The organism is Pantoea sp. B623, assembly GCF_024814475.1.
Lineage (GTDB): Bacteria > Pseudomonadota > Gammaproteobacteria > Enterobacterales > Enterobacteriaceae > Pantoea > Pantoea ananatis.
This window is the reverse complement of sequence record NZ_JANUXM010000004.1, coordinates 4,075,574-4,092,011: the sequence shown is the minus strand read 5'-3', so window position 1 is coordinate 4,092,011 and position 16,438 is coordinate 4,075,574. Positions and strand designations below refer to the sequence as shown.

The following is a 16,438-nucleotide window of genomic DNA, read 5'->3' as shown; positions in this document are numbered from 1 at the left end:
CGGATGGACCGGAAAAGGAAGTATAATCTTTATCTGAAAAGCCGACACTAACTCGCTGTGAAATCTTACAAATTCGGGATTTTACCTAGAGTAAACATCCCCATAAACTGAGTTAACACAAACAGTAAAGGCCGACCACATGAGCGGCAGAGAAATTGACGTCGCCGTTTTTGGTGCCAGCCATAAAAAGAAACGGGCGACCTGAGTCGCCCGTTGTTATTGGCATCACAGCCACTGTTCAAACCATTCTGGCATCACGAAAAGGTCAAAGTGATTTACCAGTAGCATCAGCCCCACAAACAGAACCGATACAGATACCCACTGTCGGGCATAAGGGATGAAGCGAATACCAATAACCGGCTTGATAAAGAACGGATGCGCCAGCGCTGAAATCAGCACCTGTGAGATCGACAACGTCAGCGCGACGTAGAGCACGTTTGGCCAGATAAAGGTGGTCGCAAGCACGGCCATGACGACCAGGCTGGCCACGATGTTCCAGTAGAACTCCACGTTGGTTCGGCCATTCGCCTGTGAAATGGCACCGGTCAGTCCACCCATCGGACGCAGCATGCCAAACAGCAGCATCAGCGGGATAAGATGATAAACCTGCTCGTGAGACGCACCATAAAGAATGCGTACGATGACCGGAGACAAGATACCGATAGCAAGGTACATGGCACTGCTGAAGAGCATAATCACCAGCGTGCCTTTCAGGAACAGCTTCTTCAACTGCTCGGGATCCTGCTGTTTTTCCGCGAAGCGCGGTAGCGCCAGACGGTTAATCACCGGCGAAACCAACTTCAGGGGCTGCAGCACCAGCTCTTTCGCCAGAGAATACACGCCGAGCATTTCTGCCCCCATCACTTTACCTACCACCAGCGCATCGGCCTGAGTACGAAGCTGGTTAATGGTCTGCGAACCCAGTTGATAGATACCGTAACGAATCGCACTAAAGAAAGTCTGTTTATCGAACTCCCATGTGGGACGCCATGACTTCTCACCCAGCGCGATCATGCACAGGATGCGGGTAAAGGCGTTAATAAACAGCCCCAGAATCGCGGCGGCCACCGTCAGCGAGGTAAACTCCAGCATCGCCACTACGCACAGGAAGGCAAACAGTTTGGTGCCCATTTCGATCTTCGCCAGCGACACCATGCGTTTGGTTTTAATGTAGTGGGCCTGATATTGCGAAAGATGCCCCAGCACCAGAAAGTTCAGGCTGGTCAGCATAATCAACCCTACCAGTTCCGGCAGATGATAGAACCAGGCAACAGGCCAGGCAATCAGCAGCATGACAACGCCGGTACATAAGCTGAGCGAGACGTTGACCCAATAGATGGTGCTCTGTTCGCGTCGGGTAATATTCTGGCGATGGACCAGATAACTGCTCATGCCCATGTCCTGCAGCACGCCCGCCACCGCTAAAATAGCGTTGATGATCGCCAACAGCCCCAGCTCATGGGTTTCGAGTTTACGGGCGAGAATACTCAGTTGAGCAACCTGTAATACCGCAGAGAAACAGGTACTGCCAAACAACCAAATCGCCTGTGACTTTATTCCACTCAAACCATTTGCTCCAGAATCTGTGCCAGCTCGCGATACGCGATGTGCTGATTAAACTCGGTTTCAACTTTATGTCTGGCTGCGGCAACAACCGGTGCCACGTCCACCGCGCCTTCTGACAATTTCAGCAGCGTCTCGGCCAGCGCCTCGGCGTCATCTTCCTTCACTAACCAGCCAGAAACGTTATTTTCGATCAGTTCCGGAATGCCGCTGTGGAAGGTGGATACCACTGGCAGCCCTACCGCCATCGCCTCCATCAGCGCAACCGGAATGCCTTCCATATCGCCATCTGCGGCCGTTTTAGAGGGCAGCAGAAAGATATCGGCTTCGTTGAGGGCCTGACGGATCTCTTCCTGAGGTTTGAAACCCGGCATCGTCACGCAGTCGTCCATCTCTTCGCGCGCAATAAAGTCACGCATCATCTGATCCTGATCGCCATTGCCGATGATGGTGTACTGGAACTGGCCACCGCGCTGTTTCAGAATGGCGCTGGCTTTCACCGCCACATCCAGTCCTTTCTTTTCGGTCAAACGGGCAACGGAAACAATGCGCAACGGTGTATGGAAGGCATCACGCGGCTGGAAATTGAATTTTTCAGGTTCAATTCCCATGCGGGTAACGTGAATTTTTTCAGGCGGGCAGCCCATTTCAATCAGCTTGTTCTGCCAAAGATGGCTGATGGGCAACATCAGCTCACTCTGCTGAAACAGATTACGGTAATCCTGCTTATGCTCGTCGAGGATGTGACGACGAGAGATATCCGCCCCGTGAAACACCGTTGCCTGTTTGCCCTTCAGGATACCCAGTTCACGCAGTTTATTCGCCAGCGCCCCGGCATAGCCGAAATGCACCAGGAAAACATCCGCGACATAGGTCTGACGCGCATTGGCAACGATCGCCGGCAGCAGCAGCTTACTGGACTGTGCGCCATAGCGGCGCACGTTAAGGGAACGGAGTAACGACACTTTGGTGATTTTGGGCAGAACCAGTTTCAGCCGCTGTCCCAGCTTGTCCGTCAGGGAAATTTTTTCTTCGGGTAACAGGTAATGCGTCTTTGCCGCCAGACCATATTCGTCAAATGCGCCGTGGCGGTTGACCAGGTCTCCCGGAAATACCGAGATAATCTCAACGTCGTAACCGGCATCAATAAAATGAGTGACCTGGTTGAGAACAAAAGTTTCAGAGGCAACCGGGAAACGCATCGTGAAAAAAGTCAGTTTCATCACATCATCCTATTACGTTTAGAATCTCTTCAGTGATTCTGTTACCTACTTCCCTTTCATGCGCCACGGCGGTTTCGACGTTTTGCTTGATCGTGTAGTAGTCGGCCAGGATAGCCTGAACTTTATCAATCAGCGAACCGTCCATCAGGCTCTGAACATCGGTAGCCATTTGCGGCAGACCTAGCTGATTCATGACGCCCATGGATTTGTGTTCATAGTTGATGGCGACCGCTGGCGTACCAAAGTTCATTGAGATGATGGCAGAGTGCAGACGGGTTCCGATGGTCAGGTGACACTCGCTGAGGAGGACACCTAATTCGAGGTCATTAAATTCATCCATTACAACGTGGTAGTGCTCTGGCTGCTCAACGCGATCGCGCAAAGTGAGCGCCACCATACGGTCATCTTTGGCGTAGCTGTCGATGCCCGTACAGGTAGATAAGGCGACGACCTGATAACCGCTGGCGATCATGGCGTTGATCACGCGACCAAAGGCGGCTTCGTATTCCTGCTGCGTGACGCCCAGACGCTTATCAAACGGCGCCAGTTCACGGACCGTAATCGCGATGGTTTTGCGGATGCGAATCACGCTCTGCCAGTGCTGCAGACTGTGGCTGGGGTTTTCAACGTGACGGGCACGTACCAGGAAGGCCGTATCCACACCGGGCATCACCTTTGAGCTGGTCACGCCATCGCGCTTCATCAGGTCAAGGCTAACGGACTCACGCAAGATAAGGCGGTCAACCCGGTCAAACACGAAGTTGGCCAGTTGATTAGTGCGGGCGTTCTGGAAAGGTCCAACGGAGTGGCCAATCAGGTAAAGCGGCTTCTTAGCCAGTAGCGCGCAGAGCGCATGGTCAAACTGGGTCACGCCATACAGATCGACAAAGAATGAACCGCCCACCTGAATGACCGCATCGTACTGCGCCAGACTTTCCGTGAAGGCTTTGAGGTGTGGCGGCACGGAGAAGGATTTGTAGGGTCCACCCTTGCCCAGATGCGCCATCATGATATTCGGCATCAGTCGGTTAGCGACTTTGCGTTTAACAGAGCCAATCAGGCCCTTACCCGAGGAGTTGTTGTGCAGGAATAGCTTATCCTGCTGAATATGTTGCTGAAGCAGATAACCGGAGCTGGTTGGATAACGGCTTATCACATCAATATCCACATCGTTGCGCGCGGCCTGAATTGAATCAATCAGTCCACGCAGAATCGCGCCATCCCCACGATTCCCACAGGTATGGTTACCCACCAATAAAATCTTCATAAAAACTCCGAATAATTTTTTCTAATTCTACCAACCGCCCAGTTCCGAAACGGGCAAAATGAATAGGGAGAAAAACAGCAAATAAAAATCCTGCACCAACATCCCAGATGCTGTTGGTGTTGGCTGCCGTATCAGGGCAGCCCTCTCTGACTACGATTTAATCGCAAAATACGGTAAGGCAACCTGCTTACCGTTAATAACGACAGACACGAATCCTTCAGGTTTGCTGGTATCCACCTTGTCATCAGACAACGCGCGGGAGGCCAGCAATAAATCCCCCTGCTCATTCGCGCCCACGCCCGCTTTACCGTTATGCAGGCTAAAGCGCTGCGGCGCGGCATGACTGCCGCTGTCCGGCGTAGCCTTCGCCATTTTGGCATCGACCCGCGCACAGCGGCCGGTGACAAAGCGATCTTTCGCCGTGCTCTTGATCATCACCGCTGCCGAAGGCGTCCAGCCTGCCAGCCTGATGAAAACCTGCGTGTCGGTATCGGTTTTAGCGACGTAGCGCACATCCACCACCGGACTGCTGCCTTCCGCCGACCAGCTGGCTTCAGCATGGTCTTTCTTACGTTGAACGTGAATAACCGCCCGGCCGCCGGTGTTTTTCCCACTGATGAGGTTCATCAGCGGCTCACCGTCCGTGCCGTTATTGAACTGCGACTGTCCAAAAATTTCGATTTCCCACGAGTCGCCAACGGTGGGGGAATAAAGATTGCCCAGTTCAAACCACACGGCCTGATTGGTGTTGTTTTCCAACAGCCAGCGTGAGGTCAGATAGTTATATTTCAGGCTGCCATCGATCGCGACGCCGTAGGACTCAACGCGGGTCGATCCCATTTCCCAGGCGCTTAGCCAACGATCGCCCTGCTCTGAGTTGTCAATCCAGCTGCCGGATTGCAGGTTGGTCTGACGCGTATTCAGGCGGGAGTGCCAGGCAATCAGCGGGTTCTTGCAGTCCTCAAGGCTTAAGGCATCGATAATCCATTGACCGTTTGAGATATCGCCGGGATTATCACAGTGCTCAATCCAGCCGTTGTGAATCAGCGACTGGCTGCAGCGCGGCAGGTTGAGAACTTTGCCGCCTTTACAGTGCTGGGCGTTAAAGTTTGACAGCTCAATCGCGGTACTGTGGTCCCAGTTCCCCTTTTTCTGACCAGACCAGCCGGCCTGAATCACGTCGCCCGTACAGGCTGAGGCGTACCACTGGTCAATCTTACAATCCAGCGTATCCAGCAGGCTGAGCGCGGTGCCGCCAACCTGGTTGAAGCGCAGGCAGGCCCCACGGAAAAACTGTCCGCCCGGGCAGGTATTACGGAACAATCCCTGCTTATTGGGATGCGTATCCGTATTGCCGTTAAATATCAGGTTAGAGATTTCCACCCAGCGGGCACTGACCTCGAAAACAAACGGCGATTTGCCGTCGGAGACGATGCTGGTCGCCGGGAAATACCCAAAGTTGACCATCGCACCGGAGATGCGGAAGAAACGGCGCTCCTCCTCACCGAAGTTACAGGCGGAAACGAAGAACGTGCCCGCAGGGAACTGTACGCAGATAGGCTGATCGCTCTGCTGCGACCACTGGTACATCGCTTTAATCGCGGGCGCACTGTCGGTTTTGCCGTCGGCGATAGCGCCAAAGTCAAACAGCGAGAGTCGGTTATAGTCATCGACTACGCGACGCCAGTGAAAGCCGTCGCCGCTGAAAATCACCCCCTGATCGTCCTGCGCCGGCTGGAAACTGCCGACGAATTCGCCGCCCCCCACTTCCAGGCCGGGGTGCCAGCTTTTGAGCTTGATCTTCGCGCCTTCAAACAGCGGTCGCGTCTTGCGCAGATCGTCCACCGAGGGGATCTCACCGATTAGCTGATAACCCGCAGGCTGTGCCAGACGCTGACTAAAGGCAGCCTGGCCCGGCTGGCTGACATCCGGGATGTTAAAGACCATCTGCCCGTTGCTGTCTTCCAGCGCCATAGAGTGAGACGGATTCGCGATCAGCGCCGCATTATCCTTTACAAACTGGTCAAAATTTCCCTTATTCAGGGTAATCGGCTGGGTGATTTGGGCCAGCTTGCCGCTGGCATCGCGCAGGAACACGGGGATCTGGTTACCCGCCTGGCTGGCATCGCTTCCCGACTTACCGATCCACAGTTTTCCCTGGAAGTTTTGCCAGAACTGCGGCGGCATCGCGTAGACATTTTCAGGCGTCAGAATCGGAACATCGCCTTTGGGTACCGCGCTTGCATCAATCGACTTGAGCGCCAGGCCAGTGTTTTTGGCCGCGTAGCTGGAAAAGGTGCTCACGGAGAGCGCGCCGACAAGGGCGGAGGCTGCGGTTTGCAAGACTTCTCTTCTTTTCATGCAATTAATCCCGTCGTCATGAAGGCCGTAAACTCAGCCATAAAAGGTGTCCCATGAGGCACATCAAAAGTGAGCGTCTTCAGCCCTTACACCAACGCCAGCCAGCTTTGTTTAATCTGTTTACCGTCAAACTTCAGCGCGGTTTGCTGGGTTTTTTCGCTCATGGCATAGAACAGTGCATCGTCGCTGGCCAGTTGTTCCATCCGCGCCAGAAATTCGCTTTTCTTGTTCATCGGCACCAGGAAACCGTCTTCGCCGTGATTAATAATCTCCTGTGGACCTGTCGGACAGTCATAGGCCACCACCGGCAGCGACCAGGATTTGGCTTCCAGCAGCACCAGCGGCAAACCTTCATAACGGGAGGTCATCAGCGCCATATCACTGTCGCGGTAGTAATCGTTGATATTGCTGACCTTACCGACGAAATTCACGCTGGAGGTAATGCCCAGCACGGCTGCCTGATCCTGTAGTTGCTGGCGCAGTTCACCGTCGCCGGCAATCACCAACGTCCAGTCAGGATGCGCTCTGGAAAAGTCACGCCAGATATCCAGTAACAGGTCGAACCCTTTCTGATTGTCCAGACGACCTACCGCCAGCGCCTGACGATGGCGCGTGGTACGGTGCCAGGATTTGTACACCACCGGATTAGGAATGGCCTGACTGGGGATGTGCCAGCGCTGAAAGACCTGATGATCTTTATCCGTCAGGACAATGACGCGGTCGTAGAAGCGCAGTAGCAGGAACTTGAGGAACTTAATGGGTTTACTGAAGGAGTTGATGGCAACGTGCTCACAGGCATAGGCCTTGAAGCGCTTCTTTTTCAGCGTCATCAGGTTCCAGAAAGCAAACATCACGCTCAGACGACCCATGCTGATTAAAAACACGGTGTCGAAGCCTTCCTGCTGAATACGCGCCACGGCACGTTTGATGGGGTTACTTTCACCTTCGAAGCTGACGATCTGCTTGACCTTGTCGAAAGGGTAAAAGGGTTCGCCGTGCCCCTCCAGTGAGTAGATGGTGACCTCATGTGCATCACCAAGACATTCCGACATAAAGTTACAGATATTTTCGGTGCCCGCATACGAGTAAGCGTCTTTGATCACCAGGACGATTTTTTTCATGAAACGTTATCCACCTCAAATTTATACACAATCCTGCCGATCGGCTTAACGGTGTTTCAGGCTAAACAGCACACCATTCACCATATACCAAGCGTAATAGTAATAGATTTTTAACGGATTGTTTTTATAGATAATTCTTAATAGTTCGAGGTGCCATTTGGCGGCTTTGTTTTTATTACGCGATAGGGAATTCCCTAACTCGTAATAATTCACCAGAATACTCTGAATTACGCGGGCCTGTTTGTAGCGATTAAAGAGTTCGTAGAGGAAAAGGAAGTCTTCGTGACCTTTTCGCTCAAATAAAATCCCGCCTGGCGGACGGCGGAAACAGACGGATGAGAAGCACACCCGATACTGCTTTTTGACATAGCTGTCCTGCTTAAGGTAAGGCTTTGTATAGCGAATATCGTGGTCAGCTTTGCGGGTTTTGTAATGGTATTCCGTGATGACCAGATTGTCCCCATCGGCGATAGCCTGCATCTGCTGGCGAAGCTTATCACTGTGCCATTCGTCATCGCTGTCAAGAAAAGCGATCACCTCTTCTTGCGAAGCACGTAATCCCACATTGCGGGTTTCGGCCGCGCCCATATTGACCGCATTGTCGAGAATCGTAATACGCGGGTCCTGGCACTGCTCGCGCACCCACGCGAGTGAATCATCTGTGGATTTATCGTTGATCAGATACAGGTGCCAGTCCTGATAGGTTTGATTGATGACGGACTGTACAGCGCGTAATACCGTCTCGCGGGCATTATACATAGGCATGACAATGCCGACGGTACCAGAGTGATTATTCATTTTCATACCTGAATAAATAAAATAGACGGGGCCACCAGATAACCTTCCGGTAGCGTTAAAACGTCACGACATTCAATAGAATCAGGAGAGTGCCTTTTCGCCACCCAACCGCGCTTTCAGTTTGTCTTTCACGCGGTTCAGGAAGTAGGTGCGATTATCTTTATTGGTGAGCAGGAAGTAGCGCGCGAAGCTGACGCTCGCCATCAGCGAGTTACCGTCCATTTTGTAGCGCAGGGGCAGCTTGAATGCTTTGTAGGTGTGAATATCTCGTGGGGTAAGGTGCGGTTTCATCGTATCCAGCCAGAACAGGGAGTACTTGACCGATTCACCTTTGTGTTTGGAGCCAAACTTCGTCACCAGGTGGTAGTTGGCCAGCGGGGCAGCGATCATTTCAAACCGGTAACCCATGCGGTCGGCACGGATGCAGAAGTCATAGTCCTGATGGCGGATAAAACGCGCATCGAACTGAATTTTAGCGGCATCTTCACGCTTCAGCACGATGGTGCTGGTTTGAATAAAGCCATAACAGCCAAACAGATACTCTGCGACAGTTTCGTTTTTTGCCGGAGGCTGCATCGGCATAACCTTCAGGAACGCACCGTCCTGATAGATATTTACCTGGCTGAAGATAATGGTATTGTGCTGACCCTGCGCCTCTAGCTCCGCAATCTTTTCACTGACCTGCAGAAGCTTGTCGGCATGCCACTCGTCATCGGCATCCAGAAAACTGACATAGTCGCCCGTTGCCAGCTCAATGCCTTTGTTACGCGCGCCGGCACCGTTGAGTTTAACCTCAGACAAGACAAGATTGATGTCCAGGTCCTGATAGCGCTCACTGCGCACCACTTCCGCCAGCGCGGCGGCATCGGCAGATTTGTCATCCACGATGATGACTTCGAAATGGCGATACGTTTGTGCTTTAACGCAATCCAGCGTCGTGACAATCGATTCTGACGCGTTATAAGCCGGAATTACGATGGAGAAACGAATGTCCTTCATTGCCAGCACCTCATTAAAGTATTCAAAAATAAACAATTCAATCGACAAACGCCGAAGAAAAACCTGTGTTGTTACAGGCGACCGCCCCGCGAAGTGAAGCCGTTCACTGGGGGCGCGCCGCCGGGTCCGTTACCGAATCAGCCAGAACTCCTGGGCCACTTCGTACCCTACAACCGCCTGCTTGGTTGAGATGGTGTTGTAGTAGAGGTAATAGAGCAGGAAGAAAAACAGCATGCCAAACAGCGCCGGCTTCCAGACGCGTCTGGCCTGATAGATAAGCGAGGTCAGAATGATGGGTTCAACCTGTTGCAAATAGTTGGAAAGACGCGAACCTGACGGGAAGTTATACAGGAAGATGCGGATCGCCCCGCCGATAGCAAAACTTAAAATCAGCAAGTAGTTCAGACGATACTGGGCATAGTTTTCGCGCTTCAGTTCTTCAGTCAGCATGAAATAGAAGAAAATAAACACCAGCATGATGTTCTTCAGGTTCGAGACTGACAGGATGCTGCCATCCATTGCATAGGAGGGATCGTTGTTATAGCCCGATGCCCTTTCCCCCAGCGATCCGAGGTGTCCGGCAATCAGGGCGATGAAGCTTGAACCCCCGACGACCGAGAGCGGCAGGCTGACAACGATGATCACCACCGGCCACCAGCGCCAGTCACGAATAAACAGGAAAGGCACCAGCGTTATCACCATAACGGCGGTGTTGTGACTCATGAACGACAGGATAAAAAAGGTAAAGGCCCACCAGTAACGCTTCAGGTAGATCGTCCACAGCACGCCGAGGAACAGGGCGGAGCTTAAGCCAAAACGTATCTGATTGATGTCTTTGTTAATAAAGATGTGCGCCGAATACAGCGCCAGCGCCAGTACCGGATAAGGCGACATCTTTCTGAAAAAGAAGGCGTTAATGGATACCGCAATCGCACAGAAGACGAACAGAAACACGCTGGCGTTATGCGAAAACAGACTCGTTATCCACGCCATCGCAAAAATCAGCGGTTCGTAGCGGAAAAACGCGACGGTATTGAAAAAACCGTTGATCTGAATGCGCCGTACAAAGTCCTCAAAGAAACTGCGGTACTGGAAGTCATCCATGCCGGTGCCGAGGCCACGAATCCCCCCGAATACGATCAGAATAATAGCCGCAAAGCACAGCAGCCAGGTCAAAATATAATTTGTGCGTTCGTCTTTTTTCACCAGGATTTCGAACAGCGAAATCAGCAGCAAAAACCCTGATATATACCAATATGGAGCCATGGTGTGATTCCTTAAATCCACAAGTTCTCATGCCAACAGTGGCCAGTGCTGATTACCTTCCGGGTTGATCTCTCAGCAGGTCTGCGCCGACATCGCGACAGACAAAAGCGTGTTGATGATGAATTCTGATGATTGACGTTAGATCGTCGCTTATTGTGCGTTGTATCCAGAATCACCTGTGCAAATCGTTACGTGTCGTTATCTTGAGCCAGGGATCAAAAGGGGCGGTCAAACCCGCCCCTTTTCTTTCAGCTCTTAGCTTTTCGTTGGTTTACCGTACTCGTAGTCGTAGTAGTCATAACCATAACCGTACGAGTTAGCCGCTTTACGTACCACGGCGTTCAGGATAACCCCTTTGATTTCGATACCGTTCTGCGCGAAGCGTTTGAAGCTGACATCCACTTCTTTTGTGGTGTTGGTTTCAAAACGCGCCACCATCAGCGAGGTACCGGCCAACTTACCGATGATGGACGCATCCGTTACGGCCAGAATCGGCGGTGTATCAATCAGGACTAAATCATAGTTTTTGCTTGCCCACTCCAGCAGCTCACCCATGCGGCGGTGCATCAACAGCTCTGACGGGTTCGGTGGAACCTGTCCGCGCGGCAGGAAATCAAAACCGTATGGCCCTTGCTGAATCATGGTCGGCGTAAACTCGGTTTTGCCAGACAGGACGTTAGACAGACCAGATTTATTGTCCGCCCCCAGCAGTTCGTGGGTGTAACCGCGGCGCATGTCACCATCGATAAACAACACCTTCTGACCGGCCTTGGCCACCAGGGTAGCGAGGTTAACGCAGATAAAGGTTTTACCAATACCCGGGCTGGCGCCGGTGATCATCAGAATGTTGTTTTTCGCTTCCATCATGGCGAAGTGCAGGCTGGTACGCAGGCTACGAATCGCTTCAATAGAGAGGTCGGTTGGATTACCCAGTGCCAACAGCGTCTCATGCGGATCGGTTTTGCCTTTGTGACCGCGACGCGCCAGTGCTTCGGTATCCTTCTTACGCTGCCACTCAGAGAGCGGTACGCTGGCATAGACGTTCATGCCCAGCTCTTCCAGCTGTTCCGGGTTCTCGATTCCGTGATGCAACAGCGCTTTAAGCAGAACCACACCGACGGACACCATCAGCCCCAGAATCAGGCTGGCTGCGATGATCAGCAGCTTTTTCGGCGCAACCGGCGAGTTTGCCGTGGCGGCCTGATCGATGATGCGAACATCACCCACGGTGCTGGCCTTACTGATGCTCAGCTCTTGCTGGCGGTTCAGTAACTGCATGTAGATTTCCTGACCTGACTGCACATCGCGGGTCAGACGCAGAATCTCCTGCTGAGTTTTCGGCATCTGCGCAATTTTCTTGTTCAGCTGCGCCTGCTCATCTTCCAGCGTTTTACGCTTTTCTAACAGGGCCCGATAGGTAGGGTGATCTTTGGTGAACAGCTGCGAAACTTCGGCTTCGCGGAACGTCAGCTCGTTAAGCTGGCTCTGCACGCTAACGGATGAATCCAACGCAGACTTAGCTTCAAGCGACAGGTCAACGGACTCGTTCTCACGGCGGAAGGCGTTAAGTTTGTCTTCCGCCTGATCCAGTTTGCCACGCACTTCCGGCAGTTGCTGTTTCAGGAACTCCAGGCTTTTCTCGGCCTGTTCGGATTTACGCTGCACGTTCTGCAACAGGTAGTTATTCACGATCTGGTTCAGAACTTTGCTGATCTGCTCCTGATCTTCACCCACATACTGCAGTCCCAGTACGCCGGTGTCTTTCCCTTTGTCTGCAACGGTCAGGTTAGACAGGATGCTGTTAATTGCCTGCAGATCGTTGAGTTTGGTGACGGTAAACGTGGTGCCCGGCTCCGCATTGATATCGCTGACCAGCATGCTCACATCGCCGTGTTTTTCGAACTGCCCCACTTTGCCTTTGAACAGCTCATCGCCATCGGCAGAAACGGTATAGCTGTCTTTACCCGTAACCTCGAGCTCAACACTGCGCTTCTCGATCGTACGCGGAATCTCCAGACGGGAGATCGCAACATTGCCAGGCTTGTTGCCCATCAGGCGCGACAGACCTTTGCCGATAACCGGGAAATAGTTCTGTGAAACCACTGCATCCAGGCCAAGATCCTGAACGGTTTTTCCCAGCACCATGCGTGATTCAAGAATCTGGATTTCGGTATCCGATGCTGGCGTCGTGGGCATCAGAGTCTGTAATTCATTCAGGACGGTGCTGGTATTCTTCTGCTCCACCTGAACCATGGCATCGGCGCTGTAAATAGGCGTCGCAAACAGTGTGTAGAGCGTTGCTACCAGCATGAAAAAAGCGGTGACAGCGACGATAACCCAGCGGTGATCAATAAGCTGTCCCACAAGATGCGCCAGATCCCACCCATTCGATTCCTCGCGCGGCGCGGTCATGACTTTGTTTTTTATATTCATGGATAATCCCAACTATCGGCTTAGTACGCTGACCCATTTCTGAGTGGCGTGTTCCAGTAACCCGTAAACCTCTTCAAAGGCCTCACGGCTTTTTCTGTACGGATCCGCAATTTCCTTCTGATTGAGCCAGTGCCCAAGCAGCATCGTTTTGCCGCGTGCAGCCGGATCGATGCGGTTTACCTGTTCAATGTGGCGCTTTTCCATCACCAGAATCAGGTCATACTCCCGGCACAGGCTGGCCGTTAGCTGCTGAGCCTCATGACCTTCCAGCGATAAGCCTTTTTCGGCTGCCACCTCCGTCGCCGTTTTATCCGCCGCGTGCCCAACCAGGGCGCCGAGTCCGGCGGAGGCCACAGGCAGGTGCGGCAGCGCGCGTTTGAACAGGCGCTCTCCCGTAGGAGAGCGGCAGATGTTGCCTACGCAGACGACTAACACGGACTTAATCATGGCGAAACCTTAGTTCGACCAGTTGCGGATGCGCTGTGCAGCCTGCGTCGCATCGTTAACACCGGCTATGGTTGGTATCAACTGCGATATCACGCGGTTCCAACGCGTCAGCGGCGTCGATGTCACGTAGACGATATCGTAAGGTTCAAGTTGGAATTCGGTACCCATCACCATGGATGCCGCATCTTTGGTATTCAGCTGGTAGATATTGGCGATTTTGCTGCGATCGGAGCCGCGCGTCGGTCGGATAACAAAGACCCCGGTCGCGTCGGACGTGGTTTGATCCATGCCTGCCGCATTACCCAGCGCTTCAGCCAGGGTCATACCGCTGCGGTCCATTTTCAGGGTGGCCTGCTGTTTCACTTCGCCCATGACAAACACTTTCAGGTCGTCGTTACGCGGCACATACAGGATGTCACCCGGATAAAGCAGGTGGTTCTGGCTCAGATCGCCGTTCTGCATCAGGGCCTGCAGTGACACGCGCTGCTCACGGCCGTTGTGGGTCAGGATAACGTTGCGCCAGTCTGCGTCCGCCGCTAAGCCGCCCGCTGCGTTAATCGCATCCAGGATGGTCAGCGGTACGTTGGTGATAGGCTGCTGGCCTGAGGTCGTCACGGCACCGGTCACGTAAGTCTTCTGTGACTTAAACGAGGCAATGCTGACGTCAACCTGGGGGCTTTCGATGTACTGCGCCAGACGACGCGCCACTTCATTACGCACGTCACCTACGGTACGGCCGGCAACACGGACGCGGCCGATGTAAGGATAGAAAATCGTGCCGTCAGAATGGACCCAGTTACCGGTGTCACTGGCGCTACGGTACTGACCGGCAGGCGTGGTGAGTTCGGGGTGATCCCACACGGTGACGGTGAGAACATCACCGATGCCGATGCGGTATTCGTAGTTCTGAATTTCGGTTTGTAACGACGGATTAGCCTGTGCCACAAGTGGCTTAGGACGCATTTTCTCCACCAGGCCTGGCGTTAACGGATAAACGTTAACGTACTTGTCGATGTCAAAATTGCTGTCCTGCTGCTCAATGACATCTTTTCCCGAAGTGGATAAATTTTGCCCCGGCACGACAGTACACCCGGCCATAAAAGTTGCAGATACCAGAACAGGTATCATCTTCATTTTCATTGTAATCATTTAGATCTTCGCTATCAGTTAATGTTTGATAGAGGCGAATACGCCGCTGTGTAAGCGCTCGAAAAAAGTAAGCTATCCTGACTCAGGCCCTGAACATGTCGTTCATTATTCTTAGCTCCTGTCTTGTACCCATCACGCGCTTTACTCGGAACGGAATAAAGCAAAGCAGAACATTTCGGTTTATCAATGCCGTACCGCTTTTTTTTAGAGAAATCTGCCCGCCGGAACCTGAAGTGGCACTTCGGCGCGCGGCTGACAGAAGCTCTTTTGCGGCTAGTAAGCACCATCACGTTTCAAAACCACACCCACGGTTTTGAACAAAATTGCAATGTCGTTCCACAGCGACCAGTTTTTTACATACCATGAGTCGAAGTAGACGCGCGTTTCATAATCCACATCGTTACGGCCGCTCACCTGCCACAATCCGGTCATACCCGGTTTTGCCATCAGGTAGTAATCGACATCGCCCGCATAACGCGCCAGTTCGTCTTCAATAACCGGGCGCGGCCCGACCAGGCTCATGTCGCCGCGTACGACGTTCCACAACTGCGGCAGCTCATCAAGGCTGGTTTTACGAATAAAGTGACCGACTTTAGTAATACGGGGATCGTTTTTGAGTTTAAAATCTTTATCCCATTCAGCACGGGCAACCGGATCGGTTCGCAAGACTTCCTCAAGCACTTCTTTCGAGTTGATCACCATTGAACGGAACTTAAGGCATTTAAATTTACGCCCGTTCAGGCCGACGCGTTCGTGACCATAAATAGGCGGCCCGCCATCACGTCCCACAAGGAATCCCAGCACTAGCAGCGCCGGTAACAGCATCAAAATGATGGAGAGTGCCCCGAAGATATCGAACGTGCGCTTCAGGAAGCGTGAGGTACGTTTGGCCAGGTTATTCTGAACACGCAGGATCATGACTTCATGGCTGAAGATATAAGCCATGTCAGTGCCGTACAGCGGCACCCCACGTAAGGTAGGAATCACTGAAACAGAGCGGCAGTTATGCATCGCCAGCGATTTCAGCCACATGTCACGATACTGACTTTGCTCAAACTCAACCGCCACAATGAACTGGGTTTCACTGTTAGTGAGCCTCCACAGCGCCTGCTCGTCGCGCAGCACCGGAATACCCGAAATCAGCTCTTGTGGGCAGGATCCGTCCACGTCATAGAAGGCAATAACCTCAAAGCCCATAACCTCTTCGCTTTGCAGAGCCTCCCACGCTTCCTGGGCATTTTTATTGCTGCCAATAATGATGGTCTGCTTCTTCCACAGGCCGTATTTATTCAGCAGGCGTTTGGACAGTGCGCGGCACACCGGCATTGCCACCAGGGCGATAAGCCACGTTAACAGCCAGACAAAGCGCGACATCTGCCATTGAGACAGGGCCGTGATCGACAGTTCAATGACGGAAAAAATGAGAATGGTACGAAAAATTTCTTTTAATTCGAACCAAAACGGTTTGCGGTAGGTGTAATGGCGCAGTCTGACCCAAAACCAGCCCACGCAAATTACTGACAGACAGATGTGTGTAGCAACTTTTAAATTAAATTCCCGATCAGACATATCCGATAACAGTGAAGGAGATGTCATATTAATTAGCATCATCGCGATAAATAATGCCGCGTTGAAACATATTAAATCAGAACAAGCCAATAATAATTTGGTGATAAGACTTTTAAACGTAAATTCATTATCGCGCATATTTAACTCTTTATTTTATTTCCTTAACCCACCACACCAGACGCTTAAGTGACCAGCATTGTCTCTTAAGCCCGAGCGTTTCTGAGGGGAGCTCCTGCGGCATT

12 protein-coding genes are annotated in these 16,438 nt (G+C 52.3%); all 12 read right to left on the bottom strand.

What is annotated here, in order from left to right:
* Window positions 1-225: 225 nt before the first annotated feature.
* The 12 genes from NXS97_RS20950 to wbaP all read right to left on the bottom strand — a co-directional run bounded on the left by NXS97_RS20950 (window position 226) and on the right by wbaP (window position 16,334).
* Window positions 226-1,566 (bottom strand): lipopolysaccharide biosynthesis protein, encoded by a 1,341-nt coding sequence (locus tag NXS97_RS20950; protein ID WP_013026374.1) that lies wholly within the window; start codon window positions 1,564-1,566, stop codon window positions 226-228.
* Entirely contained in the window at window positions 1,563-2,786 is a 1,224-nt protein-coding gene (locus tag NXS97_RS20945) for a glycosyltransferase (protein WP_014594078.1), read from the bottom strand. The genes NXS97_RS20950 and NXS97_RS20945 overlap by 4 nt, the downstream gene beginning before the upstream one ends.
* 4 nt (window positions 2,787-2,790) lie before the next feature.
* The gene (gene wcaK, locus NXS97_RS20940) at window positions 2,791-4,053 is read right to left on the bottom strand and encodes a colanic acid biosynthesis pyruvyl transferase WcaK (protein WP_259232794.1); all 1,263 of its coding nucleotides are present in this window, start codon (window positions 4,051-4,053) and stop codon (window positions 2,791-2,793) included.
* Between the two features lie 150 nt (window positions 4,054-4,203).
* Complete coding sequence (locus tag NXS97_RS20935) at window positions 4,204-6,414, bottom strand: phage tailspike protein (protein WP_259232793.1); 2,211 nt, start codon at window positions 6,412-6,414, stop codon at window positions 4,204-4,206.
* Window positions 6,415-6,500: 86 nt separating this feature from the next.
* The gene (locus NXS97_RS20930; protein ID WP_013026378.1) at window positions 6,501-7,535 is read right to left on the bottom strand and encodes a glycosyltransferase family 4 protein; all 1,035 of its coding nucleotides are present in this window, start codon (window positions 7,533-7,535) and stop codon (window positions 6,501-6,503) included.
* Between the two features lie 45 nt (window positions 7,536-7,580).
* Window positions 7,581-8,333: a glycosyltransferase family 2 protein gene (locus tag NXS97_RS20925; RefSeq protein WP_014605450.1), complete on the bottom strand. Its 753-nt coding sequence runs from the start codon at window positions 8,331-8,333 to the stop codon at window positions 7,581-7,583.
* An 81-nt stretch (window positions 8,334-8,414) separates the two neighbouring features.
* A complete protein-coding gene (locus NXS97_RS20920; protein ID WP_210456155.1) occupies window positions 8,415-9,332 on the bottom strand; it encodes a glycosyltransferase in 918 nt (305 codons plus the stop codon).
* A gap of 129 nt (window positions 9,333-9,461) precedes the next feature.
* Window positions 9,462-10,598, bottom strand: coding sequence for an EpsG family protein (locus NXS97_RS20915; protein WP_014594082.1), 1,137 nt, complete (start codon window positions 10,596-10,598; stop codon window positions 9,462-9,464).
* Between the two features lie 255 nt (window positions 10,599-10,853).
* Entirely contained in the window at window positions 10,854-13,031 is a 2,178-nt protein-coding gene (wzc, locus tag NXS97_RS20910) for a tyrosine-protein kinase Wzc (RefSeq protein ID WP_014594083.1), read from the bottom strand.
* A 12-nt stretch (window positions 13,032-13,043) separates the two neighbouring features.
* Window positions 13,044-13,478, bottom strand: coding sequence for a protein-tyrosine-phosphatase (locus NXS97_RS20905; protein ID WP_013026383.1), 435 nt, complete (start codon window positions 13,476-13,478; stop codon window positions 13,044-13,046).
* A gap of 9 nt (window positions 13,479-13,487) precedes the next feature.
* Complete coding sequence (locus NXS97_RS20900; RefSeq protein WP_013026384.1) at window positions 13,488-14,627, bottom strand: polysaccharide export protein; 1,140 nt, start codon at window positions 14,625-14,627, stop codon at window positions 13,488-13,490.
* Between the two features lie 273 nt (window positions 14,628-14,900).
* The gene (wbaP, locus tag NXS97_RS20895) at window positions 14,901-16,334 is read right to left on the bottom strand and encodes an undecaprenyl-phosphate galactose phosphotransferase WbaP (protein WP_013026385.1); all 1,434 of its coding nucleotides are present in this window, start codon (window positions 16,332-16,334) and stop codon (window positions 14,901-14,903) included.
* Window positions 16,335-16,438: the final 104 nt, after the last annotated feature.